General features: G+C 66.0%; 25 protein-coding genes. 9 read left to right on the top strand and 16 right to left on the bottom strand.

The features are described 5' to 3' along the window. Window positions 1-65 precede the first annotated feature (65 nt). The 10 genes from ABD53_RS04905 to ABD53_RS04950 form a co-directional block, all read right to left on the bottom strand. A complete protein-coding gene (locus ABD53_RS04905) occupies window positions 66-869 on the bottom strand; it encodes a WecB/TagA/CpsF family glycosyltransferase (RefSeq protein WP_053057690.1) in 804 nt (267 codons plus the stop codon). Window positions 870-886: 17 nt separating this feature from the next. Further along, a complete protein-coding gene (locus ABD53_RS04910) occupies window positions 887-1,864 on the bottom strand; it encodes a sulfotransferase (RefSeq protein ID WP_160309628.1) in 978 nt (325 codons plus the stop codon). 25 nt (window positions 1,865-1,889) lie between these two features. Then, entirely contained in the window at window positions 1,890-3,464 is a 1,575-nt protein-coding gene (locus ABD53_RS04915) for an O-antigen ligase family protein (protein ID WP_047864623.1), read from the bottom strand. After that, window positions 3,451-4,113, bottom strand: a complete 663-nt coding sequence (locus ABD53_RS15710) for a CpsD/CapB family tyrosine-protein kinase (RefSeq protein WP_053057691.1) — start codon at window positions 4,111-4,113, stop codon at window positions 3,451-3,453. Before ABD53_RS15710 ends, ABD53_RS04915 begins: the two co-directional genes overlap by 14 nt. Beyond that, a complete protein-coding gene (locus ABD53_RS17185) occupies window positions 4,106-4,855 on the bottom strand; it encodes a YveK family protein (protein ID WP_160309629.1) in 750 nt (249 codons plus the stop codon). The genes ABD53_RS15710 and ABD53_RS17185 overlap by 8 nt, the downstream gene beginning before the upstream one ends. After that, window positions 4,845-5,651 (bottom strand): tetratricopeptide repeat protein, encoded by an 807-nt coding sequence (locus tag ABD53_RS04930; protein ID WP_047864625.1) that lies wholly within the window; start codon window positions 5,649-5,651, stop codon window positions 4,845-4,847. The genes ABD53_RS17185 and ABD53_RS04930 overlap by 11 nt, the downstream gene beginning before the upstream one ends. Window positions 5,652-5,890: 239 nt before the next feature. Then, window positions 5,891-6,817 (bottom strand): LPXTG cell wall anchor domain-containing protein, encoded by a 927-nt coding sequence (locus ABD53_RS17610; protein ID WP_053057692.1) that lies wholly within the window; start codon window positions 6,815-6,817, stop codon window positions 5,891-5,893. Between the two features lie 225 nt (window positions 6,818-7,042). Beyond that, window positions 7,043-7,609: a CAP domain-containing protein gene (locus tag ABD53_RS15720; RefSeq protein WP_160309630.1), complete on the bottom strand. Its 567-nt coding sequence runs from the start codon at window positions 7,607-7,609 to the stop codon at window positions 7,043-7,045. Window positions 7,610-7,853: 244 nt separating this feature from the next. Continuing rightward, window positions 7,854-8,630 (bottom strand): hypothetical protein, encoded by a 777-nt coding sequence (locus ABD53_RS04945; protein ID WP_047864626.1) that lies wholly within the window; start codon window positions 8,628-8,630, stop codon window positions 7,854-7,856. 215 nt (window positions 8,631-8,845) lie between these two features. Continuing rightward, window positions 8,846-9,388 carry a hypothetical protein gene (locus tag ABD53_RS04950; protein WP_152670589.1) on the bottom strand — a complete coding sequence of 181 codons (543 nt, stop codon included), beginning with the start codon at window positions 9,386-9,388 and terminating at the stop codon, window positions 8,846-8,848. A 119-nt stretch (window positions 9,389-9,507) separates the two neighbouring features. Between ABD53_RS04950 and ABD53_RS04955 the strand changes: the two genes are divergently transcribed. From ABD53_RS04955 to ABD53_RS04975, 5 genes are read left to right on the top strand one after another with little or no spacing between them, the layout of a single operon-like run. Further along, on the top strand, window positions 9,508-10,887 hold the full coding sequence (locus tag ABD53_RS04955) for a M20/M25/M40 family metallo-hydrolase (protein WP_053057694.1): 1,380 nt from the start codon (window positions 9,508-9,510) through the stop codon (window positions 10,885-10,887). Next, window positions 10,877-11,473 carry a hypothetical protein gene (locus tag ABD53_RS04960; protein WP_047864628.1) on the top strand — a complete coding sequence of 199 codons (597 nt, stop codon included), beginning with the start codon at window positions 10,877-10,879 and terminating at the stop codon, window positions 11,471-11,473. The genes ABD53_RS04955 and ABD53_RS04960 overlap by 11 nt, the downstream gene beginning before the upstream one ends. A gap of 34 nt (window positions 11,474-11,507) precedes the next feature. Beyond that, a complete protein-coding gene (locus tag ABD53_RS04965) occupies window positions 11,508-12,665 on the top strand; it encodes a hypothetical protein (protein WP_047864629.1) in 1,158 nt (385 codons plus the stop codon). 20 nt (window positions 12,666-12,685) lie between these two features. Continuing rightward, window positions 12,686-14,755 carry an ATP-binding protein gene (locus tag ABD53_RS04970; RefSeq protein WP_047864630.1) on the top strand — a complete coding sequence of 690 codons (2,070 nt, stop codon included), beginning with the start codon at window positions 12,686-12,688 and terminating at the stop codon, window positions 14,753-14,755. Between the two features lie 29 nt (window positions 14,756-14,784). Beyond that, entirely contained in the window at window positions 14,785-16,422 is a 1,638-nt protein-coding gene (locus ABD53_RS04975) for an alkaline phosphatase D family protein (RefSeq protein ID WP_047864631.1), read from the top strand. A 20-nt stretch (window positions 16,423-16,442) separates the two neighbouring features. Here the strand turns inward: ABD53_RS04975 and ABD53_RS04980 are convergent, their stop codons facing one another. Both ABD53_RS04980 and ABD53_RS04985 read right to left on the bottom strand, forming a co-directional pair. After that, on the bottom strand, window positions 16,443-16,700 hold the full coding sequence (locus ABD53_RS04980) for a type II toxin-antitoxin system RelE family toxin (RefSeq protein WP_047864632.1): 258 nt from the start codon (window positions 16,698-16,700) through the stop codon (window positions 16,443-16,445). Further along, window positions 16,697-16,912 carry a hypothetical protein gene (locus tag ABD53_RS04985; RefSeq protein ID WP_047864633.1) on the bottom strand — a complete coding sequence of 72 codons (216 nt, stop codon included), beginning with the start codon at window positions 16,910-16,912 and terminating at the stop codon, window positions 16,697-16,699. Before ABD53_RS04985 ends, ABD53_RS04980 begins: the two co-directional genes overlap by 4 nt. 140 nt (window positions 16,913-17,052) lie before the next feature. On the opposite strand from ABD53_RS04985, the gene ABD53_RS04990 reads away from it, so the two are divergent. The 4 genes from ABD53_RS04990 (at window position 17,053) to ABD53_RS05000 (ending at window position 22,287) form a co-directional block, all read left to right on the top strand. Then, window positions 17,053-17,520 (top strand): ASCH domain-containing protein, encoded by a 468-nt coding sequence (locus tag ABD53_RS04990; protein ID WP_053057695.1) that lies wholly within the window; start codon window positions 17,053-17,055, stop codon window positions 17,518-17,520. Window positions 17,521-17,544: 24 nt separating this feature from the next. Beyond that, window positions 17,545-18,171, top strand: coding sequence for a hypothetical protein (locus tag ABD53_RS16810; RefSeq protein ID WP_152670590.1), 627 nt, complete (start codon window positions 17,545-17,547; stop codon window positions 18,169-18,171). A 106-nt stretch (window positions 18,172-18,277) separates the two neighbouring features. Then, window positions 18,278-19,429, top strand: a complete 1,152-nt coding sequence (locus ABD53_RS17415; protein WP_235401370.1) for a metallophosphoesterase family protein — start codon at window positions 18,278-18,280, stop codon at window positions 19,427-19,429. Further along, window positions 19,426-22,287, top strand: coding sequence for an AAA family ATPase (locus tag ABD53_RS05000; protein WP_047864636.1), 2,862 nt, complete (start codon window positions 19,426-19,428; stop codon window positions 22,285-22,287). The genes ABD53_RS17415 and ABD53_RS05000 overlap by 4 nt, the downstream gene beginning before the upstream one ends. Here the strand turns inward: ABD53_RS05000 and ABD53_RS05005 are convergent. The 4 genes from ABD53_RS05005 to ABD53_RS05015 form a co-directional block, all read right to left on the bottom strand. Continuing rightward, window positions 22,284-22,991: an MOSC domain-containing protein gene (locus ABD53_RS05005; RefSeq protein ID WP_235401348.1), complete on the bottom strand. Its 708-nt coding sequence runs from the start codon at window positions 22,989-22,991 to the stop codon at window positions 22,284-22,286. The two genes, ABD53_RS05000 and ABD53_RS05005, sit on opposite strands and share 4 nt — an antisense overlap. 24 nt (window positions 22,992-23,015) lie before the next feature. Further along, window positions 23,016-23,174, bottom strand: a complete 159-nt coding sequence (locus tag ABD53_RS17195) for a hypothetical protein (protein WP_160309631.1) — start codon at window positions 23,172-23,174, stop codon at window positions 23,016-23,018. A gap of 108 nt (window positions 23,175-23,282) precedes the next feature. Then, a complete protein-coding gene (locus ABD53_RS05010; RefSeq protein ID WP_047864637.1) occupies window positions 23,283-23,693 on the bottom strand; it encodes a type II toxin-antitoxin system VapC family toxin in 411 nt (136 codons plus the stop codon). Next, a complete protein-coding gene (locus ABD53_RS05015; protein WP_047864638.1) occupies window positions 23,690-23,929 on the bottom strand; it encodes a hypothetical protein in 240 nt (79 codons plus the stop codon). Before ABD53_RS05015 ends, ABD53_RS05010 begins: the two co-directional genes overlap by 4 nt. Between the last annotated feature and the right edge of the window lie 25 nt (window positions 23,930-23,954).

Genomic DNA, 23,954 nt, shown 5'->3' on the forward strand with positions numbered 1-23,954 from the left:
GCTACTCTACGCTCGTACCCGCCAGAGGTTTCCGGTATCTCGCCCCCGGGCTGGCGGAGAGTCTACTACGATAACCGCCGCGGTTCCCGGCTTCCGGGCCCGCACCCGTGCAGGAAACGCTGGCGCAGAACGCGGGCGACGAACAGGGGGTTGCCGAGGAGGTACCGCCGCCACAGCCGCCCGGGCTCTAGCAGGAGCCGGGCGAACCACTCGAAGCCGTTGTCAGTGAGGATTCTCGGGCCGCGCCGGGCGCGCCCGGAGACGTAGTCAAATGCCGCCCCGCCGGAGAGCGCGACCCCGGCTCCGAGCCGGTCCCGGTTGCGGGAGAGCCAGCGTTCCTGCAGCGGCATCCCGAAGCCGACCACCAGTATGTCCGGGGCGGCGGCCGAGATCTCCTCCAGCACGGCCTCGTTCTCCCCGGAGTCGGGGGTCCCGTCGAAGTAGCCGTGGCCGGTGCCAGCTATCCTGAGCGCGGGATGGCGCCGGCTCAGCCTGCGGGCGGCCTCCTCTGCGACGCCGGGCCTGGAGCCGATCAGATACACGGAGAGGCTCTCCCGGGCGGCGAGCCCGGCCAGGCTCCACAGCCAGTCGGCGTAGGTGATCCTCTCCGGCGCCGGTAGCCCTAAAAGCCGGGCCCCGAGCGCGACCCCGGCGCCGTCGCAGAAGATCAGCGCGGCCTCGTTCAGGATTCTCCGCAGCTCCGGGTCCAGGTAGGCCAGGTTCAAACAATGGACGTTGACGTTGAGCACCAGCTCCCGGCCAGAGTTCTCCGGGGCGCGGGCGAGACGCAGGACCTCGCGTTCGAGATCCGCCTTCCCCACGAGGTCCACGCCGACGCCCAGCACCTCTATGCGCTCTATACGCTCCACGCGCTCTGTGCGCCGCCCTACGACTTCCGACCCACGATCTCCCAGGCCACCTCCGTGTCGGGCATCGGGGACGCTCCGTAGATACGGTCCAGCCCAAACAGGCCGAGTATGTTCATTGCGCGCCGGACCTGCTCCCCGGTAAGCTCTCCGCGCCAGCCTCCGACCGCATCCCCGCCGGATACCACGGCGCTGTCCGAACGGCTCAGCTCGGAAGGACTCCGCAGCGCCTCCGGCCGCACGTCCCGCCTCCCCGTTCCAAGATACCGGGAGATCCCGTGCAGCTCGTCCCGCGGGCTCTCGCACAGACGCTCGTAGAAGACGAGATGGGCGCGGCTCGGCCCGAGCTGTGCTAGAGGCGCATAGTTCTCGATACACCAGGCGAGGACGTGGCGCTCGAAATCCATCGAACCCGTGGACCCCGTACGAAGCGCGCGTATCTCGCTCGCAACCGGGGCGAGGAAGTCCTGTACGAGATCTGGCTGCTCCAGAAACTCCTCCAGGCGGGGCCGCCAGCCGAGCCGCACCCTGGAGAGGGCCACGGCGCAGGGGTGACGGAGGATCAGGACTATCGGCATCTCGGGGAAGCTCGCCGCGAGCCACCCCAGAAAGAGGTTCGCGCGGATGTCCTTGATCAGGCGCTTCCGGGCCACGAACTTTCGGTGGAAACGGTCCGTCCAGGGTCCGTGCACCTCGCCGCAGACGATCCTGCGCGCCCTTTCGCGCAGCTCGGGGTTCTCCTCCGCCGGTCTCATATAGCGCCGGTAGCCGAAAGGCCGCGCCAGGGGTACCTCGGCGGGGTTGAACGGCTCGAACACGTAACGGTACCCGTCCCCGGCGTCACGGCGGTTGGTGTGACTAGTGTGATTGATGTGATTGATAAGCTCGGCTAGCCAGGTCGTCCCGCTGCGGCCGCTGCCGGCCACGAACACGGCGTCGCGGTGGTCCCCGCCGAGGTCGAGGTACAGCGGGCTCATGAGCCGCTCCGCCCCCCTCACCGCCCTCTTAGCTCGCGAACCCACGCTAGGCCCGGGGCTTCTCGTGACCCTGTAAGGAGGCATGCTTCACGGCGACCGCGGCCAGGATAAAGAACAGCAGCGTCGAGGCCGGAATGTACCAGTGCCACTCCAGCGCCGAGGAGAACAGGTAGACGGCCACGGCCCCGGAGAGCCCGGCGAGGAGCGTGCGGGAGCCCTCCGCCTCCTCTCCCGGACCGCTACCGGGTGTGCGCAGGGCCGCCACTGCCGTGTACAGCGCGAGCACCACCGCAAAGCCCAGCATGGCGACGAAGGCGAAGACGCCGGTCTCGGTGCCCTGCTCCAGGTAGAGGTTGTGTACCTGGTTGACCCCGGCGTCTATGGGCCTCTCCTGGAGCCAGGTGTACTGGAACGTGCCCGCCCCGGTCCCCGTCAGCGGGTTCTCGCGCCAGGCCTGCAGCCCGACCTTCCAGTAAGCGTAGCGCAGGGAGTCGAACGAGGTCAGCCGTTCCTGGAGGCCGCTCGGGGCGCTCTGTCCGGCGGACGCCTCCCCGCCGGACCCGGAGAAGGCCGCGTACCCTCCCACACCGCAGAGCAGGACCACCGCGGCCACCGCCCCCGCGCCGAGCAGCCGCCGCGTGCCCCGGTCTATCCCGTACCGTCCCGCTATCCAGGCGTAGAGGGCCTGGAGCAGGAAGGCGGCGGCGACGGCCACTATGATGTCGACTAGGAAGGCGTCGCCGGCGGCGGTGGCTACACGGTCCCGGACGGACTCCTGATACAGGGCCTCGTGGCCCCGGGTGCGGTACAGCAGCCACAGGAGCGGGGCAGAGACGAGCAGCAGGTTCGCGAGGCTCTGTAAACGATTGCCGCCGACAGCGAAGAACAGGATCAGGCCGACCCCCAGCGAGACGAACCCGCCCCTGGAGAAGGTAAAGAACAGCGCGACGCAGAGGCAGAGCGTGAGGGCGGCGTAGAGGCCGCGCGCGAAGGGATTCCCGAGGCTTCCCAGGCGGGCCAACCCGAGCATTATCCCCAGGGCGGCCACCAGGGCGAAGGTGTTGGCGTAATCCAGCGTGGAGCCGATCCTGCCCGGCGACACCGACTGTATCGGGAACCGTACGGGGTCTATCTTTTGCAGCAGCCCGTAGCCGGCGACCGGCAGTATGACGAGGAAGATCCCGTCCACGATGGGCTCTATCTGACGCCGGTACGAGACGGCCGCCAGAGAGATGGCGAAGGCGGCCAGGTACATCGCCGAGCGCAGCAGCTCCCGAACCGTCAGTGACTCGCCTATGGTCCAGGCCAGCGACAGACCTTTCACTACAACCAGCGCGCCGAGCAGCCCGATTAACACCCAGCCGACCGGCGGCACCTGGGCGTAGTAGCCACGCGCCAGCACGGTGAGCAGTGAGAAGGCCAGTATCCCGGCGGCTACGGGCAGCCACGCTTCCTCGAAGTAGAGGCCGCTTCTGAGCATCCCGTACAGGGTGACCCCCAGCAGCGCCAGCAGGGCCAAAGCCCTGAAGGCCACGAGCCGCCTGCCGCCCCTGCTCCGGACGGGCTGCTCGGTTGTCTCCTCCGGACCGCGCTCCTCGCTGCGGGTGTTACGGATGTCCATTCAACACCACCCCGAGCAGCTCCGCCCCGGCTTCCTCCAGGCTCTCCGCTGCCTCCCGTGCTGCCTTCCTCCCCGTCCGGGTCGAGTGGACGACCAGCAGGACCCCGTCGAAGCCGCCGGAGAGGACGGGAGAACTCCGGACCCCCCCGTAGCTCGGGGCGTCGAGCAGGACCACGTCATGGACCTCGCGGAGCCCGCCGACCATCCGGGTGAGACCCATATCCTCCAGGCTCTGCACGGGGCTCTCCGGTATGGGTCCCGTCGGCAACACCAGCAGTCCGGGCACGGGCTCGTGCCCACACTCCGCCGGCTCCGCGTCCGACTCCAGAGCCGTGGTCAGCCCCGTAAAGTTCGGCTCTCCAAGCATCTTGTGCAGCCGGGGCCGCTGGAGATCACAGTCCAGCACGGCCGCGCGGAGCCCCATACCGGCCAGCGCACCGCCGAGGCCGAGGCAGACGCTCGAACAGCCCACGCCCTCGCCCGCTCCGGTTACGACCACGCTCCGGGGCGGCCCGGCGAGCGAGCGCAGGTTACCGGCGAGCTCAGCGTAATGCGCGCCGTACCCGAGAGGGTCCAGCAGCCGCATCGTCTCCGCCAGGGACGGCTCGGCCGGAGACGGGGCTTCCGGGTCTGTCCCCTGCCTATGCATCCCCGGAGGTCCCGTCTGCCACGGTATCCAGCTCCGCCGGATCACGCCCGCCATACTCCGGGATGACCCCGAGGACCGGCGCTCCAAGCGTGATCTCGGCGTCGCGCGCGTCCCGCCAGCGTTGATCCCGGCTCCCGAGCACCAGCGCCAGGACGCTTCCGGCGGCCAGCCCCGGCACCACGGCCACGAGCCCGACCACGACAAGCCCGACATCCGGCGACGCCGGCGGGCTCGCCCGCCGGGCCACCTCTGCCCCGGCGTTCAGCGAGCCACCGGCCAGCCGGCTCTCGTCCAGCCACTCCACGCGCTCCACGAAGGATTCGGCGTACGCATTGGCCCCCTCCGCTGCTATATCCGGGTCCCCGGCCGAGAAGACTACGTCCAGCCTCCCATCCCCCGCGGCTTCCACGTCGAGGCTCCTCTCGAACTCCTCGATACCGGCCTCCCAGCCGATACTCCGCATGGCGCTCCGAGACACCTTTTCCGGCCCGGCGGTCAGCCGGATCTCCTCTATTCGTTGCGCGGAGAGCTCTTCCGCGCCGGCTCCGCCGAAGCCCTGCACTTGCACGAGCGACTCGGCGGTATACCCGGACCCCCTGAGCGCCCCGGCCGACACCGCGAGGGCGATCACTACGAGAGCGGTACAGACGACCAGCCCCCACCGGTGACGCACGGCGTGGAGGATCGCCGCCGGATACCCGCCCCGCTCTACTTCCCGCACCGTGCCGTCTCTAGTAGACATCGCTGCTTATGACGGTCTGCCGGTAGCCTTCCGGGTCGGAGGAGATCAGGGCCAGAATCGTCTGCGCCTGCTCTGAAGAGCTGTTTGCGACTATTTGATACGCCTCGCCGTAGCGCCGCTCGACCACCAGGGCGTCGGCGATGGCGAGCTCCACCGAGGTAAGAAAGCCGAGCTGCTGCTGACGCTGCTGACCCGCCATCCCCTGTAGGCCGTTCTCGGCCCGGCTCCGGGCCCGCTGGAGCGTACGCACGCCTTTCTCGGGCTCCCCGGTGCGGACGTAGATACGGCCGAGGTCGTACAACTGATCCACGTCCAGCTCCCCGGAAGGGATCTGCTCGTATCTGGCCTTGGCTTTCTCCAGCTTCCCGGCGCTCAGGTAGGCCGTCGCGAGCTCCACGTTCGTGTCCGAGGATCTGGGGTTCAGCTCCAGCGCCCGCCGATAGCTCTCGGCGGCTTCCAGGGGCTGGTTCATGTAGTCCATCCTGAGATCGCCAAGCTCCTGCCATACCTCGTGATTGTGAGGCTCACGCCCGGTGGCGCCCTGCAGCGCGCGTTCGGCCTCCCGGTTACTCCCCTCGTTGCGCAGCATGTTCGCCTCAGCTTGGAGTGGATCGGCGGAGAACGGGTCCAGCCTGGAAGCCATCTCCACGTTGTGCATCGCACCCTCCGTATCACCGGTAATGGCGAGCCTTTGCTGCTCTTCCAGATAACGGGTAGACAGGTACAGCGAAGCCGAGATCACGGTCAGAACGACAACCACGAACATCACGGAGAGTCTGAGAAAGGCCTGATTCACACTGGCTCCGTTGGCTCGCTCACTACTCGCCGCCTCTCACAGAGGATATACGGGCCCGTCCCCGGCCACAAGCCGGTCACACCGCCGGACGCCACAGTACACCACGGGCTTACAGAAGGTTACAGAAGCTAGCGCAAGAGTACACACAAAAGAGGGGCGGACCCCCTTGGGAGTCCGCCCCTCTCTAAAACCGTGCCCGGATACTACCCGGGCCGGCTCCGGTTAGCCCTTGGGGCTAATTACCGGACGATCCTGCGGGCCAGCAGGCCACCAGCCACGAGCAGGGCACCAGCGCCCAGCGTGAACAGGGAGGCACCACCGGTATCCGGCAGAACCGAAACCGCGCCGGCGTCGGCGCTACCAGCCTCGGCATCGCCAGCCTCGGCGGTCGCGGCGGCGTCGCTCTCGGCGACGGCGTCGGCATCGCCAGCAGCGCCAGCGGTAGCGCTAGCGGCAGCCTCAGCGGTGGCGTTGGCAACAGCCTCGCCAGCACCGGCAGAGGCGGCAGCCTCGGCGGCGGCGTTAGCGACAGCCTCGGCGTTGCCACCCTCGGCAACGGCGGTAGCTACGGCCTCGGCGACAGCGGTAGCCTGGGCCTGGGTGCCACCGTTAACGATGACAACCTCGGCGGCCTCATCGGAGACCTCCTCGGCCTCGGTGACCGTGCCGTCGTTGTTCACGTCCTCGACAACGCCGTCGTTGTCGACGTCGCCAACGTTGTTGTCGTCACCAGCAGCACCGTTCTGATCGGCGTTCTGGTTGGCATCCTGGTCCTGGGAGATGTTCTCACCCAGAGCCTGCTGGTTCTGCAGGATGCACTGCTGCACGACGTTGATCGTGGTGTTGTTCTCCTGGGCGATAGCCTGGGCGTCACCCTGGGAGATCGACGCGTCGTTGTTGCCATCGCCATCACTGTCGATGTCGATGTCGGCATCGTCGTCACCACCGTACTGTGCAGCGGTGTTTTCATTGGTGACGTTGAAGCTGTCATCAATGATGTTCTGGCACAGCTGGGCGTTGTACTGCGCGCTGGTGGCGTCGCCACCGGCACCACCCTGGCTGTCGTCCGAGGCGTCGCCGCCCGAACCAGCATCCTGGGCCATTGCCGGCGATGCTGCGAGCAGCACCATTGCCAGCATAGAAGCCATTAGCATGAGCTTCCTCAAAACACTTCCTCCTTCTTGGAGTCCTTCACGACAGTTGGCATTCTTCCACCCAAAACCCAGCATGTCAACGCTAGAGTCTCGATTTTTTCCGATTTCTTTAACATTTCTCAATATTTCGGGGCTCTTTTGGGGATTTCTCGGCGGGTTTCGTCCGCCGGAAAAAGGTTGGGCTTGCACTGAATTCGTGCAAGCCCGGTATTGTACCGTAGAGGGGTAACGGCTGTCCTAGCGGCGGCGGAACCCGAAGTCCACGGTGTACATCCTGGCGTTGTCGTGGGACTTGTACTTGCCGTTGGCGACCCCGATCCCGACCTGTCTGTAGCCACGGTTCATTATGTTCTTGCGGTGGCCTTTGGAGTGCATCCAGGAGCGGTGGATCTTTCTGGGGCTACCGAGTGAGCCGGAGCCCCAGCCGATGTTCTCCCCGATACGGTACACGGACATGCCTCTTGGTGTGTAGCCTTCACGCCTCACGCGCTGTGCAAGGGTGCTCCCGCCCTTGGAACGGTGGGAAAAGTAGTCCCTGGCGATCATGTCGGCGGAGTGTTTGCGGGCCGCCCTTAGGAGCCGCTGCTGGATGCAAAGGCGCGGCTTGTCGTTTCTGACGCGGACCCTGTTGTGTAGCGCGAGCGTCTGTTTCTCCGCGGGCCTCAGGTACACCCGCTTGTCGTTACAGGCCTTTACGTACCCGTTGTACGAGCTGCCGGCCCGTGCGTCCCTGGACTCCAGGACGGCCGCAGACACGGCGACGGTGAACAGAGCGACGGCCATCAAGGCCAGTGCGTAGCGCAAGAGATCCCCCTCCATTTGGCTGTGTTTGGCTGTGTTTGGCTGCGATCCTCGACCGCGGTTCGTCCGCGGCTCCCGTGCAGCATCGTTATCAAACCGTTACCGAAAGTTTTTCGGCTCGGGGGGCCGGGGGCTTTAGTCCGGGCTCGAATCGGGGATGATCCACGGCGCGGGGCGGCTTTGCGGGGCGCGAAAGCGTGGAGTGGCGAGCGCTGGTACTCGTTTGCTTTTTGCTCTACCTGTTACTTTATTTGTTGATGGACCTTATGAAGGTGATTATGAAGACCGCGGAGACCAGCATCAGCAGCCCGGCCGCCACGACCCCGAGCCCGGCGAACAGGATCTTGACGGGGCTGGCGAGGTCCAGCGCCCCGGTCGCCCACACGAAGACGAACAGCGAGGCGAAGAAGGTCAGCAGGATCATGATCATGCCGCCGGGGAGGTCCCGGATCTGTATCGCGGCCCGTTCGACGGCGTAGGGCATGCGGGATTTGGGGTAGCCGGTCCGCCGGACACTCTCCAGGGCGGCGCCGAACTCCTCGTCTCCGGCGAGCCCGATCACGCGCGCGAGATAATAGGCGTCCTTCGGCCCCTTGCCGAGCCTGAGAATCTCCAGGTAATTCCGGCGGTAGATCTCGACCGCCCCCGAGTGCGGCGCGGCCAGCTGTTTCAGGAAAGCATACGTGTCGAGGCGTACCGCGTAGCGGCGGGCAGTCTCTTGGTGCGAGCCCTCCGCACCCGGGGCTCCGGACCCGGGGGACTCGGTAGCCTCGGAGGCTTCACCCGTGTTCTCGGCCGTGATCTGGGCGACCTCCAGAAAGAACATCTCCCGCGAGAACTCTATGGCGCTCTGGCGCTCGCGGCGGCGGGAGGAGATCTCCGTCCTTATACCCCGCGAGCGGTACTCCCCACGCCTTAGCTCGTAGACGTAATCCTGGTAGAAATCCCTGTCCTCGAGGCTCCCGGCTTCGTCGCGGAGCTTGTATGCCTCTTCAAGCGTCTCTGGGATCTTTTTGTCGTCCATAGGTCCCGGTCTCTACGCTCTCTCTGAGCCCCCGTCGTGTCACCTTGCGTCGTGGAATCCGATAATCGTCTGAATAATACCATGAGCCGCCGCGCCCTAAACAACCCTGAACAAACTCCTCCCCGCAAAGCTCCGAATGAACCTCTTGGCGAGGCTCCGGACATAGGGATCCCGCACGGACCGCCCCGCTTTCCCACCTTTCCAGGGCTCTGTTACTACAGGGACTCCGAGTCTCTGGTCCCTCCAAGCTCTCCGGGCCCTCCGGGTTCGGCCTCCCACAGAGAGTAGAAGATGCCGCCGCTCCGCGTCCTGACGCGCAGATGGCCGCCCCCCGCCAGCTCTCCGAGCAACGCGTCCGCCTCCGAGACGGTCAGCGAGGTCTGCATCGCGGCCTGCGCCGGCGAGAGCTCTCCGCCGTCCCGCAACGCCTCTAGAAGCTCCCGCTCCCGCTCGCCCTCCAGAGGCTTGGACGCGCCGGAGTCGGCAAGCCCCGCAACCCCGCGCGCAAAAGCCCCGAGCGCCGGAAACAACAGCCACCCGAAGATAAAGAGCATCCACCATAAATCGGTAAACGCAACGAGAAAGAATGCGACCAGCAGCACTACCCCGCCCGTAACCGCCCCGGCGACGGCTTGCCCTTTCGGGCTCAGGCTGTCGAGATCCACCCCGATGTCGTCCCAGAACTCCTGGGCGTCGCTCTTCTTGGCCTCGTCGGCCTTCTCCACCTGCCCCTTGCGCCCGTAGTCTCGGCCAGCCATCTCCACATCAATATAACAGCCGCTACATCCGCCGGCCACGTTACCGCAGACGAAGATGCTAACCTCTGCCGAAAGTCTGGAGAGTAACTAGGAAGATAGGAAGACCTGGAAGGAGTCCGATGCCGGGCGACGTAGGACAGATGGTGGAGGGCGAGAGAGACGCGCTGCTGGAGGAGCTTTCGGAGTTTTTGCGGATGCCTTCGGTGTCGGCGGAGGAGAGGCCGGAAGAGGAATTCAGGGGCTGCGCCGAGTGGGTGGCGGAGAAGCTGCGGGAGGCCGGGGCGGAGGCGAGCATCATGGAGACCGCCGGCAACCCGGTCGTGTACGCCGAGGTAGGCTCGGGGGAGAAGACTCTGCTCTCCTACGGCCACTACGACGTGCAGCCGCCCGACCCGCTGGAGCTGTGGGAGACCGACCCGTTCGGGCCCACGGTGCGCGACGGCTCCATGTTCGCCCGCGGCATCGCCGACGACAAGGGCGACGTGATGGCCCGCATACAGGCGCTCCGCCTGTACCGCGAGGCCCACGGCGAGCCCCCCTTCAAGCTGAAGTTCCTCATAGAAGGAGAGGAGGAGGTCGGCAGCCCGAACCTCGCCCCCTTCGTGCGGGATAACGCCGGGCTTCTGCAGGCCGACGCCTGTCTGTGGGAAGGCGCGATGACCGACGACGCGGGGCGGCCCCTGATCTTCTGCGGCACCAAGGGCATGGCCTACGTCGAGCTGCGGGCAAAGGGCGCGTCCCACGACCTGCACAGCATGTACGGCGGCATCGCTCCGAACCCGGCGTGGCGGCTCGTGCAGGCGCTACGGACCATCAAGGACGAGAAAGGCGGGCTCACGCTGGACGGGCTGGCCGAGCTGGCCGAGGAGCCCACGCAGGCCGAGCTCGCGGCGATAGCGGAGATCCCCTTCGACGACGCCGCCCTCCGCGCCTCCTGGGAAGTGGATAGCCTGGACCGGGGCCTGACCGGCGAGGCGGCGCTGCGAGAGTACCTCCTGCGCCCGACGGCGAACATCGCCGGGATACAGGGCGGCTACACCGGGCCGGGCTCCAAGACCATCGTCCCGTCCGAGGCGTTCGTGAAGATGGACTTCCGGCTCGTCGCCGGTCAACACCCGGACGAGGTGGTGCGGCTAATACGCGAGCACCTCGTCCGGCGCGGCCTCTCGGACGTGGAGGTGGTGGATCTGCACGGCGTCGAGACCGCGAAGACGCCGGTAGACGCGCCCGTTGTGCGGCAGGCGGTCGAGGCGTGGGAGGACGTCGGCTCGGCGGAGCCCGTCGTGTACCCGACCATCGGCGGCTCCGGTCCGACGGCTTTGTTCACCAACGAGCTCGGCGTGCCGACCATAATGACCGGCTGCGTCGTAAACCCGGAGAGCCGCATCCACTCTCCGAACGAGTCCGCCCGCGTCGAGGATTATCTGGCGGCGGTCTGCTACTTCGCGGCGTTTTTCGAGAGGTTCGGAGGCTCTAGGGGCGCCGACGATGAACGGTGACACCGGGGAGCGGAGGGGGCTGGATCTCCCGGAGTCGGTCAGGAAGAGCCTGGCCGGGTCCGTGGTCGAGCGCGGGGTGCAGGCGCGGGCGATCTCGACCCAGGGCCGGGAGTCCATGAAGCCTCCCCAGTGTCACCTCGTCGTGGCCGCCGAGCAGAGGGAGATCGAGGACATCCGCGGCCCGGCGCGCATAGTCCGCCAGCTGGAGTTCTACAAGACCTTCTACGGGCCCGTAGTCCGCATAGCATTCTCCGTCGAGCCGGAGGAAGGCGAGCCCCTATCCGGCGGCACCCTGCTAAACATCTCCCAGGTCTCCGGCGACGCCGCGCTCGCCGGGCTCGGACGCCAGAAGACGCTCTACGTCCACTTCTACGCAGCAGATCCCGAGGGCCGGGATCTCACCTACGTCTTCTCCAAGGAGCTGACCAACGGCGAAGACCAGCGCTCCGAAGCCAAGAAGATCCTGAAGCTGGCCCGCGACGCCCATGCCGGGACCCCGGAGGAGCGCCGCGGCTTCCGCGCCGCCGTCGGCCTGGCCGAAAAGGAGTTCGCCCCGCCGGAGGACGCGGGAGAGGGCGAACGGTAGTGTTGAATCCGCCTCGTCCGTATACTCCTGCTTAATGTCTGAGACCGCGAAGGACTCACGAAACGGCGCCGGAGGCTTCGCGGAGCTGCTGGAGTCGGCGCTCCGGCACGCCGCCGCCGACGGGGTGCGCCTCTCGGCGGGCTCCTCGGATCTCGAAGCCGCCCACTTCGCGCCCGAAACCACTGAGGACCAGGAGACGCGCAAGAATGCCCTGAACCCGTTCGAGGCCGATCCCGTGTGCGAGCGCCATCCGGGCGAGCCCCGGGGAGAGAGCGGGCTCTCGTATTTCCTGGACGGCGTACAGTCCACCCGCGAGATATGCCGCGTCGGGACCGTGCCGGTGGTTACGGTAACCGTCGCGGCCGCGATAGTCCGCCGGGAGAATCGCCGGCTACACCGTTTCCCTGTCGAAGGCGTGCCGCAGGTGGTGCGGGCCGTGGTGCTGCCCGGACGCACGGAGGACCCGCAGGCCCGGGCGATCTTCGAGGCCGCCAAGGAGACGCTACCGCTAATGGACGACGCCTCGGACGTGCCGGAGGAGGCCCCGGCGGGGCTCGTGGACTCCACCCGCTACGATCCCGAGGTGGACCCCTCGGATTATGCGGGTCTAAAGACACGCGCGTACGTGCGCGCGAGGGCTCTGCGCGAAAGCCTGGAATCCGAGCTTCTGCGGCGCTGGGCGCGGCTCGGGGTGGACGATGGCTGGATCGCGGTGGACGGCCAGCTCCCGCTGGACGAGACACGGGCGGTGGGGCTAATAAAAAGCTCCACACGGCCCTTCCTGCGCGGCGACGAGACCCGGATGCTCCTGGATCTCAAACCCGGCCATCGAACCACCGCCTTCGTGCCGCCGTGGCGGGCGGAGCGGGCAGACGCCGGGCATACGGAGGAAGAGCGGGCCTCGTGGTACCTCAGGATGTGGCCGCCGGAGACCACGGGCGAGGGGGCAGACGCCACGAGCGGCCTCGTCCGGGTCGAGGCGGCCTCGGACGCCGGGTGGAGCCCGGAGGAGTACGACGAGATCACACGCTGGATACTCGCCGAGCGCGCGCCGCTGGCTAAGCCCGACCCGCGGTGGCCGTCCATGATCCATCCGGTCCACTACGTCGAGAAGATCCTGAAACCGCTCGTAAACGGCGGACGGCGCTCACAGGCGAGGATAGACCGGCTGCTCACAGAGCTAGCATCGTAATAACCGAAGGGGAGGAAAGCTTGCAGGGAGATAAGGAAGGTAGAAGCAAGGCGCTGCACCCGGAGTTCCTGGACGCGGAGTCCGGCCCCGTCGGACGCGTGGTAACCAGCGAGGAGTACCCGGCCACGGCCCACGAGTTCTACTTCTGGACCTCAGAGGACGAGGCCGCCCAGAACCTGGACATCGGTCACATCGTGGCCGCCGAGGCCGAGGACGCCACCGCGATAGCCGTGCTCGACGACCCCCGGCGCTACTCCGACCTGCAGAGCTTCCTGGACGACTTCTACGCCCGCGACGGAGACGCCACCTTCGACGCGCTCACGGGCAACGTCGAGATCCTGGTCTTCCGCGCCCGAGTCCTCGCAACCCGCCACCGCGACCCGCAGAAAAAGAGCCGCCGACCCGTAAAGAGCGGTCCGGTATTTTTCGCAACCGCAGAGGCTATAGGCTTCGCCCTCGGCACCGACGACTTCTCCGGCACCCGGATACCGATGCTCCTGCACGAGAACGGAAACGAGACCGACGGCGTCCCCCAGCGCACACCCTTGTACGCCGACGCTGACTATCTCCTCGGCCCCGAGGCCGGGCACCTGAACATAACCGGCATGAGCGGCCTCTCCACCAAGACCAGCCACGCGCTGTTCACCATCAACAGTATTTTCCAGACCGACTCGGACAAGAAGGTCGCCGCCCTGATGTTCAACGTCAAGGGCGCGGACCTCCTCTTCCTCGACAAGTCCACCGAGCCACCCGAAGACGACCCGGATCTCGCCGAGCGCTACGAGAAGGCGGGCCAGCGCGGCCTGCCGGATGACGAGCGGCACATGTACGAGGCTCTCGGCCTGGAGATGCAACCCTTTGAGAACCTGAGCATCTTCGCCCCGCTCGCCTACGGCGGAGACCGGGGCGACAAGACCGTGTACCCGAAGGAGATCGGGGCCAGGAAACTAAACACCCTGCGCACGGCGCGCGGCGAGGACCACATCGTCCACCCAATCCTGTGGGACCTCGGCGACGTGCTCCCCCACGCCGGGCGCATCTTCGACCCGACCGACTACGACGACAAGTTCCGGGGCTTCGTGGAGTTCCTGCAGTCCGAGCGCGTGGAGACCATGCGCGACTTCCAGGTGCTGCTCGACGAGGCGTACGAGAAGCTGCAGGAGGACGAGAGCAGCTACTGGCGCGGCCACCACCGGGCGACCATAAACAAGGTCGAGAACCGTTTCGGCGGCCTGCCCAGCAAGTGCCAGGGCGTGATGGTGAACGGCCGAGTCGACTACGAGGGCTCCCCCACCGTGGACGACCAGTTCTCCGACCGCGAGATGCGCGTCGTGGACATCTCGCGCCTGACCGGCGTGCCCCAGGACCTGGTGGTCACGAAGGTAATAAAGAGCCTGTGGGAGCGGGCCGAGCGCGGCGAGCTCGGGGTGGACAAGCTCGTGATCTTCGTGGACGAGCTGAATAAATACGCGCCGTCGGGATCGAAGACATCCTCGCTCAAGGACACCCTGGTAGACATCTCCGCGCGCGGGCGTCACCTCAGCCTAACGTTGTTCGGGGCGCAGCAGTTCAGGAGCAAGGTAGACGACGAGGTCGTGGGCAACGCGGCGACCAGCGTGTACGGCAGGATCGGGGACGAGGAGATCACGAACTCCAGCTACCGCTCCTTCTCAAAGACCACCCATGACGAGCTGTTGCAGCTAGAGAAGGGCCGACTGCTCCTGCGCCACGCCCACTACGCCGTACCCGTCTTCGGCAGGTTCCCGCGCCCGCCGGTCCTGATGGGTAAGCAGGGCACGGACATCTTCGGCGAAGGTCGCCAGGAGCCCGCCCAGGCGGTGTTATCCGTGATGCGCAACCTGATGAAGAGCCCGCCGCGGATACAGGAGATCCGATCCGAGATAGAAGACATCGAGCCCTCACGCGTCCACGAGAAGCTGGACGCCGTGCAGGCCGCCCACCGCTCCGGCCAGGGCCCGGCGGACCCGTACAAGAACTTCCTGTGGAACGTAAAGCCAAAGAGCCGCAAATCGAACGGCCAGCGGGATACGTCCCGGATCATGTCCGGCCTGGATCGGATGAAAGATTAACAGGATAAGCCCGGTAAAAAGTCGCGCCCATGCCTGATCTCATACTCGGTCCAATGCTCCGCTACGTCGGCGCAGAGGAGGCAACCATCTGGGTCGAGACGAGCGGTCCCTGCGAGGTAGAGATACTCGGCCACTGCTCGCACACCTTCTCCATGGAGGGTCATCACTACGCGCTCGTCGTCGTCCGGGGGCTGGAGGCCGGTGAAGCGTACGAGTACGAGGTACGGCTGGACGGTGAGAGTCGCTGGCCCGAGGAGGGTTCTCCGTTCCCGCCGAGCATCATCCGCACCATAGGCTCCGCCGGAGAGCTCCGGCTCGTGTTCGGCTCTTGCAGGATCGCACTGCCCCACAGCCCGCCGTACACGCTGGAGAAAGACGAGGATGAGCGCGGGCGCGAGACGGACGCGCTGCACGCGCTGGCACTCAGGATGGGCCGTGAGACGCCGGATCGGTGGCCTCACGCCATGATGCTCCTCGGGGATCAGGTCTACGCCGACATGCTCCCGCTTGCGACCCAGGGTTTCATCCGCTCGCGGCGGGACGTCGAGGAGCCGCCGGGCATGGAGGCCACGGACTTCGAGGAGTACACGCGGCTGTACCGGGACTCGTGGGGAGTGCCCGAGATCCGGTGGCTGTTCTCCACGGTCTCGGTGTCCATGATCTTCGACGACCACGAGATCCAGGACAACTGGAACGGCTCCTACCTCTGGCTCGAACGGAACCGCCGGAAACCCTGGTGGAAAGAGAAGATGGCCGGGGCGCTGAGCGCGTACTGGATCTACCAGCACCTCGGCAACCTCTCCCCCGACGACCTCGAACACGACCCGCTCTGGCCCGAGGTAAAGGACTCCTCAGAGGCCGGCCCGACGCTGCGGGACATGGCGCTGCGGGTAACCGAAAACCCGGAGGCGTACCGCTTCAGTTTCTACCGGGACCTCGGCAATACGCGTCTCATAGCTATGGATACGCGGGCGGGGCGCAAGCTGGAGCCGGGCAACCGGCGCATGATCCACGACGCCGACTGGGACTGGATCTCGGCCCACGCCGCCGGAGACTTCGACCATCTCCTCCTCGCGAGCTCCATCCCCTACCTCATGTCCCCGGGAGCCCACCACGCCGAGGCCTGGAACAACGCCCTCTGCAACGGCGCCTGGGGCAAAAGACTAGCCAACGCCAGCGAGAGGCTCCGCACCCGAGAGAACCTCGGCCACTGGAGCGCCTTTCCGATCTCCTTCAGACGGCTCACCGAGCTGCTACGTTCAGTCGCCGCCGGGGAGCGCGGAACCCCACCGGCCTCGATAGCCGTCCTCTCCGGCGACGTACACCACGCCTACCTGGCAAAGGCCGGCTTCCCCTCCAGCACCACGAGCCACGTCTACCAGGCAGTCTGCTCCCCCATGCGCAACCCGCTGGACAAGAAAGAGCGCCGGGTCATGAACGTGGCCTGGTCGCGCGCCGGCAAGCACCTCTTCCGCGCCCTCGCCCGCCTAGCAGGGGTAGAGAAGGCGGAGATTTCCTGGTCTCTCACCCACCCCTCACCGTGGTTCAACAACCAGGTCGCAGCGCTGGAGATCTCGGGCCGCAAGGCCCGCATGCGCCTCGACAAAAGCGCCCTCGGAGAGGGCTCGACCCCACACCTTGAGACGGTCTACGAGAAGGAGCTATAGCGTCCCTTCCAAGCAGCGCCTCAACGGCAAGCCTCCCGCCGGTGCGCTACGCGAATGACGATTATCTCCCCGGCAACCTCATCCAGCTCGTAGATGATCCTGTAGTCACCTACACGCACATACCACGTGTCAGTGTAGCCCTGGAGTTTCGTAGAGCCGGGCGATTTTGGATCGTCCGCGATAGCGTCTATCCCGTCCATTATCCGTTCCCGGTCCTGAACCTGGATGCGGGCTAGCTGCTTCTGAGCCCTGCGGACTACCTCTAAGCGGTAGCTCAATCCTCTTCCGAGACGCGCCCCTCCCGGATCTCACGCTTGGCCTGCTCCCAGGGGATACGCTCTTCCCGCCCGGCGCGAATATCCTCCATCACACGCTCGCTCTCCCTGGAGTCCTCCAGATCCTCCAGTGCCTCCAGCAGCTTCTCATACTCTTCTATGTCGAGGATAACCTTCGTACGGCGGACCTCGGCGTCGGTCACGAACTCTCTCATGCCATTTATCCTACCATCCTCTCGGGATCAACCTGACTGCTACCGCAGTCTCCCGAAAGACCTAACCCTGTTCTCATAAGTTTCACTCCGGTATCCTTTTTCTTGAGCTTGAGGCGGGACTGTATATCAGGGGAGAAGATTTGCGCGGAGATCACATCGAAGCCTTCTGGCAGGAGTATCTGAATATCCTTCCGCCAGACTCGACCGTGCGCAGCGAGAGCTACGATGCAGAGAGCTTCGGCGACTCACCCGAGATGGCTGACGAGATCGGCGCACTGGTAGCAAACGGAACCAAGACGGCGACCTGCTCCGCGCTGTGGGAGTGGGAATCCGAAGACGAGCCTCTCCCGGAGCCAGGCACAAAGTGTGTCATCCTGGACGGTCGGGACGAGCCGCTGTGCGTTATCGAGACCACCGAGGTCGAGATCCGGCCATATAGTGAGGTGGACGCCCGCTTCGCCTACGAGGAAGGCGAAGGAGATCGCTCGCTACAGTACTGGAGAGACGAGCACTGGCGCTTCTTCACCCGCTCGCTGGCGGAGATAGGCGAGGAGCCGACGCCCGAGATGCCGCTGGTGTGCGAGCGGTTTCAGATAGTGCATTCGTGAGTTTGATAGCTACACTAGGTTTGTATGACTATGAGATTTTGCTTCCCTCAACTCAACAAAATTCATGAGATTTCCAAACGGCCAATCTTGGCAGTGGATCTCGGATTTGCTAATCGTAAGAAGTCTTGCGGGCTTGCCTCTCAGGAAGTGCAGAGCGAAGAATGTCAAGTCAAAGACCTGGACTTCGGACATTGTGTCCAGCGTACGGTCGAGTTTCTTTCGGAGAACAAAGATTCAGTACTTATTGTTGAAGCGCCACTCTCTGGTCTATTCGACTTTAAAGGCAACCCTAAAGGTCGCTTACCGTTTGAGAAAGGCGAGACCGGCACTAATCCAAGGTATTGGTACACAGGAGCCGGAGCCTCAGTTGGCCTCGGGGCGATATTCTTTTTCTCTCGCCTCCGTGAGCGTTTAGGCTCGACATCCAACGCAACGGTGAGTGTGGTCGAGGGATTTATCTCATTCAAGACCAGCCCAACCAAAGATTCCGAAGATGCGCTTGCCCTATTAAAGGCTTTTCGCAACTCGCACGAGGAGGGATTATACGAGGTTACAGCAGGTATGGATGAGCGTTCGACTAGTTTTCTCAGTTTCGCCGGTCTCTGTTTACCGGAGGCTTCCTGTCCCCTCGTTCTGGCTGTGGACGTATGAACGCTCCACAAGTGTTTGTAAAACTGTAACACAGAACGTAGAAGCTACGACTAGAATCGCGTAGCTTCTGAAAAGAAAGGATCGAAGTATAGTCCGCATAGCCCACATCTCGGATACGCACCTCGGGTACAGCCGCTACGCGCGGCTCGACCCGGCGACCAACCGCAACCAGCGGGAGGTGGACGTGCAGCGGGCCTACGAGCGGGTGGTGGATGAGGCGCTCGCACGGGACGTGGATCTCGTGTTGCACTCGGGGGACGTGTTCGACACGGTGAGGCCGGCGACGCACGTGATTATCCACTTCCTCAAGCAGACAGCCCGAATAACGGCTGGCGCGGGCATCCCCTACCTGGTCATAGCGGGCAACCACGAGACGCCGCGCCTGCGCACCACGACCGCCGCCCTGGAGTACGCGAACCTCGTGAACGCCGTCTCCGTCCACGGCTTCGAGCAAGAGTACCTCGCCCAGGAGATTGACGGTGTGACGGTCGGGTTCACGCTTGTACCGCACGGAGCGCTCGCCGACGTCGGGGCGGTTACGCCGGACCGGGACGCGGACGTGAATATCCTCGTTACGCACGGGCTGGTGCCGAACCTGGAGAGCCGCCAGCACGAGATGGGCGAGGCCAACCTGCACGCCGGGATGCTCGAAGGCCGCTTCGACTACATAGCCCTCGGCCACTACCACGACTCCCATGAGCACAAGCCGAACGCCTTCTACGCCGGGGCGACCGAACGGTTCGGCTTCGGTGAGGTGGCCTCCTCGACCGGGTTCTCCATCGTCGAGTTCGATTCCGACGGGCTACAGAAAGTCGAGCACGTGCCGGTACAGGCGCGGGACATGATCGACCTGGACGTGATCCACGCCCGCGAGCTGGACGCCACTCAGCTCACCGAGGAGATCCGGAAGCGCACCGAGAGCGTCGAGCTAGACGGCGCGATGGTCCGTCTGCGAGCCTACGACGTGCGGCGCGGCGTCGCAAGCGGCGTGGACCGGGAGCTAATACGCGACCTCCAGCGCCGCTGCCTCTCCTTCGACCTCGACCTCCGCCCCGAGGAGCGCGCCGACGCCCCCGGCGAGGATAGCGAGCGTCCCTCCGCAGCCTTTGGGCCGCTCACGGAGGAGTTCTCCGCCTTCGTCGCCGAGCGCCGGGAGCAGGGGGATCTGGAGAAGGAGTTCGCCGAGGAGTTTCTGGAGAAGGGCAAAGCGTACCTGTCCCGGGCGGCGAGCAGCGAGCCCGCGGAGGAGGATAGTTGAACCTCGAACGGCTGTACATCCAGAACTACAAGCAGCTCCGGGAGCCGATCGAGCTGAGGCCGCCGGAGGGTGCTATAGGCGTGATCGGGGCCAACGGCACCGGCAAGTCCAGCCTGTTCGAGAGCATCCTGTGGGCCTTCTTCGGCACCCGCTCGGGAGACCAACGTATCTCCAATGCTCTGATCCCCTGGTCCGGCGGCTCCACCAAGGACCCGACCGTCGTCGAGGCTACGCTCTCCATCGGCGGCCGCCCCTACACCGTCCGCCGCCAGCTAAGGAGCGGCCAGACCACCGCCGAGGCGAAGGACCCGGACGGCTCCGTAGTCGTGAGCGGGGCGTCGGACGTGACGAAGTGGGCCCAGGCGCACCTGCTGGGGATGGACCGCACGGCGTTCGAGGCGACGTTCTTCGCCCGTCAGAAGGAGCTAAAGTTCTTCGCCCAGGACGACGGCATAAGCCGGGTGCGCCGCGTCAGCCGCATGCTCGGCATCAACAGCGTCGAGGACGCCCAGAAGCTCCTGCGCGACGACCGCAACGGCCTGCGCGCCGAGGCCCGGAGCATCGAGTCCCGCCTCGAGGAGGCCGACGTCGAGGGCCACAGGCGGGAGCTGGAAGAGGCCCAGACCGAGTCGGGGCGCATAGAGGAGGAGCTAGAGAAAGTATCGACCCGACACGACGAGGCCGCCGCAGAGCTAGAAGCAGACCGCCAGAAGCGCCGCGCGCTGGAGGAGAGCTACCGCAAGCACGTCGAGGCGACGAACCGGTTGCGCCAGGCCGGGGGCGAGCGGGATCGCGCCGCCGACCGCGCCGAGAACGCCCGCAAGACCCTCGCCGAACTCTCCGAGGCCGAGAGTGAGCTATCCGGGCTCAAGCCCGAGGCTGAGAGACTGCCCGGCGTCGAGGAGGAGCTTGCGTGGCTGGAGGAGGAGCGCCAGAAGGCCGAGCGTCTGGAGCGCGCCAGAGAGGAGCGCAAGGAGTCCCAGACCGCCCTGGCCCGCGCCGAGTCCGGGCTGTGGAAGACGCTTGACGGTCTCGACGACCCCGAGCGCCCCGAGCCGCTGTCCGGCTGGAACGACCTGTTCGGGCTGGAAGGCGAGCGGTTCTTCGCGGAGTCCGTGCGAGTCCTGGGACTGGCCGCCGGGGAGCTGGATAGCGCCGAGGGGCGCTTATCCGGGCTGGAGCGGCTGCGGGAGGATCACGCCGCCCTCTCCGAATCCCGGGCCGAGTCCGAGAGGCTCCGGGAGCGCCACGAGGCCGCGCAGACGGAGGTCGAGAGGCTGGAGGCTGAGATCGGGGAGCTCTCCGGCGGCGAGGACCTGGAGGAGCGGGAGAAGGCCCTGCGCGAGGAGGCCGAGACGCTGCGCGAGCTTTCGGCGAACCGCCGGGGGACGGCAAACTCCCTGGAGCAGGAGGCGAAGAACGTCGAGAAGGCCCGCGAGGCCATAGAGCGCGGCGCCGAGGAACACTGCCCCACCTGTCACCGCCCCTTCGACGAGGGCGAGCAGGACGAGATCCTGGAGAGCCTCACCCGCCAGGCCTCCGGCACGAGAAACAGGGCCGAGAAGAGCCGCGAGGAGGCCGCCCGCCACGCCGCCGACGCCGAGCGCGCCGAGGAGCGGCTGCAGAGGGTGGGCGGCCTCCTCAAGCGCTGGCGCGGGCTGCGCGAGGAGCTCTCCAGCGCCCGCAGCACGGTCTCGGATCGCAGGGAGTCGCTGGCCGAAGCCCAGAAACGCGTCTCCGAGCTCGAAGAGTCACTCGCCGGCGAGGAGCCGCCGGAGGAAGAGCATCTGACGGAAGCTCGCGCCTGCTGCGAGGAGCTCCGGGCGCTGCGCGACGCGCTCCCCGGAGTAAAGAGCCTCGCCCGCGAGCACGAGGAGCAGTCCAGGCGGCTGGAGAAGGTAAAGACGGAGATACAGTCCCTCTCGGAGGTGGCCTACGACGCCGAGGCTCACCGCGCCAAGCAGCAGGAGAAGACCCGCCTCGAGCGTGCCGCCGGCCGCGCCGAGGAGCTGGAGCGCCGCCTCGCCACCCGCCCGCAGGTAGAAGAGACGCTGGCCGAGGCCGAGAAGGGGCAGCGGGAGGCAGAGGATCGGGCGGAGGCCGTAAAGACCGAGCTTGCGGAGCTAGCCTTCGACGAGAGGGAGTACGCCGCCGCCGGAGAGCGGGTCACGGAGTCCGAGAAGCGGGTGGCGGAGCTGCGCGATGAGCGCGAGCGACTCGGCGGCGAGTGGAAGGACGCCGACAACCGCATCGGGCGAGCCAAGGCCGAGCTAAAGCGCCTCGACGACGACCGCAAGCTGGCGAACCGCCGCAGCGCCGAGGCCGCCCGCATGGACGAGATGGACGGGCTGTTCACCGAGTTCTTCCGTGGGCTGACCTCCCGCGTGAGGCCGGCGCTGGAGGCGGAGGCCTCCGATCTCATCCGCGAGCTAACCGACGGTCGTTACGAAAGCATGGAGTTCGACGACAACTATCGGGTCAAGCTCGTGGACCGCTTCGACGACTCCTACCCCGTCGAGCGGTTCTCGGGCGGAGAGGCCGACGTCGCGAGCCTGTCGGCGCGGGTCGCGCTGTCCAAGATCATCGCCCAGAAGAGCACCGAGTCTCTAGGCTTCCTCGTGCTCGACGAGGTCTTCGGCAGCCTGGACGCCGACCGGCGCTCGAACGTGCTAATGGCGCTGGAGCGACTCAAACGCTCCTTCGGCCAGATCTTCATCATCTCCCACGTCGGCGAGGTGCAAGAGTCCGCCCTGATGGACGAGGTGTGGAACCTCGAGGAGGACGATGAGGGCCGCTCCACGGTCAAGCGCGTCGAGCAGGGTACGGGCGCGGGAGAAGTCGCGGAGGCCCTGGGCTAGCCGGGCTGAGGACCCGAGAGCCGCGGCGCGGTATCCTCTTCCTCACCGGTGAGACGCTTCTCGAAGGTGCGCCGCCAGGAGAGGGACAGCTCCTCGACTCCGAGCAGCCGCTCCGTGGCCTCCAGGTCGTCCTCGTCGTGGTGCATTATCCGGTTCGCCTCTGAGACCGGGGCCTCCGGCGCGGGCCGCTCCACCAGGTACAGTTCGTCTCCCGCCGCGACCCGGCCCTCCTCTAGCACCCGGAAATAGAAGCCCGTGAGACTGGACTGCTGTACCCGGAGTGCGAGCTCTCTCTCGCCATAACGGGCGGCCAGCTTGTAGCAGGGCCTGCGCGGCTGGCTGACCTGCACCGCCGCCTCCCCGACGCGGAACACGTCGCCGATGCAGACGCCGGGCTCGGTAAGGCCCTGCGTGGAGAAGTTCTCGCCGAAAGCCGCCGGCGGGAGTTCCCGCCCGAGCCTCTCCGCCCAGTACGGGTAGTGTTCCAGAGGGTAGACGCAGGCCGCCTTCTCCGGGCCGCCGTGGGCCTTGAGATCCGCCTGTCCGTCGCCCGCGAGCCCGGTCCGGGAGAGCCACACCTTACCCTGAACCGGGCTCTTCACGAAGCCACTCTGGACCGCTTTGCCGCGGTTATCGAGCGGCGCGGGCAGCCCGGCGTTCAGGGAGAGTAGACTCGCCACAGCCTCCGTCTCGTCTCGCGTCAAGCTCACCACCTCCTCGCGGTTACTCTACCGGAAGTTCGCGGCGGGACCAAGCCGGGATACGAGCTCCCCGGCGTCGCGGTCCTCGAGGTCCTGCACCCCGAACTCCGCGCCGCGCCTCGACCTTCTGGTGCAAGACGAGGTCTTCGGCAGCCTCGGCGCCAGCAGGAAATCGAGCGTGCTCATGGCTCTTGAGCGGCTTACGCGGCCGTTCGGCGTGATCCCTTCACATAGTACGTCGGCGAGGTGCGGAATCTCTAAGAGGGCGCCGGCGCCGCGGCGCGGTCAAGCAATTCAGAAACCCTCCGTAACCGTAAAATCCACCACCCGCAGACCGGCCACGCGCCCAAACTCGCGCGCGTTAAGGCTCACGAGCGAAAGATCCCGGGAGCGGGCAAGCGCGGCTATAAGCAGATCGTTGGGCCCGATGGGCGTTCCAGCTCTTTCGAGATCCGCCCGGATCACCCCGTACTCCTCGGCGGCGCGATCGTCGAAGGGCTGGCTGGCGAAAGGCTTGAAGAACCTGCGCAAGACCTCCAAGTTGTGCTCGACCCACTCGCTCTTCCGGGCCCCGTAGTATAGCTCGGCCTTGGTTACGCCGCTCAGAACCACGGAGGAGGGCGCACGCTCCGCCAACCAGCGCGTAGCCTCTCGTCGGCCTTTGATCAGGGCTATGGCGGCATCCGTATCCAGCAGATACCTCATCCCGGTTCTCCGCCCAGAGCCTCTCGTATCTCGTAGTCTTCCTGTGAAGGCCGCTCTAGCTCGCCGGCCCAGCCTCCGAGCACCTCCTCGAAAAACCCTTCGGGCCAACCCTCTTCGCCGATCTCACGAGCCACGACCTCCGCCAGATAAGCCGAGACAGACATACCCCGTTCTCTGGCCCGGCTCTTCAAAGACTCCGCCGTGCCCTCCGGCACGTAAAGGTGAAGCTGCGGCACTCGTACCTCCAATCCTTTTTAGCAA

The sequence above is a fragment of the Rubrobacter aplysinae genome, assembly GCF_001029505.1.
GTDB lineage: Bacteria > Actinomycetota > Rubrobacteria > Rubrobacterales > Rubrobacteraceae > Rubrobacter_A > Rubrobacter_A aplysinae.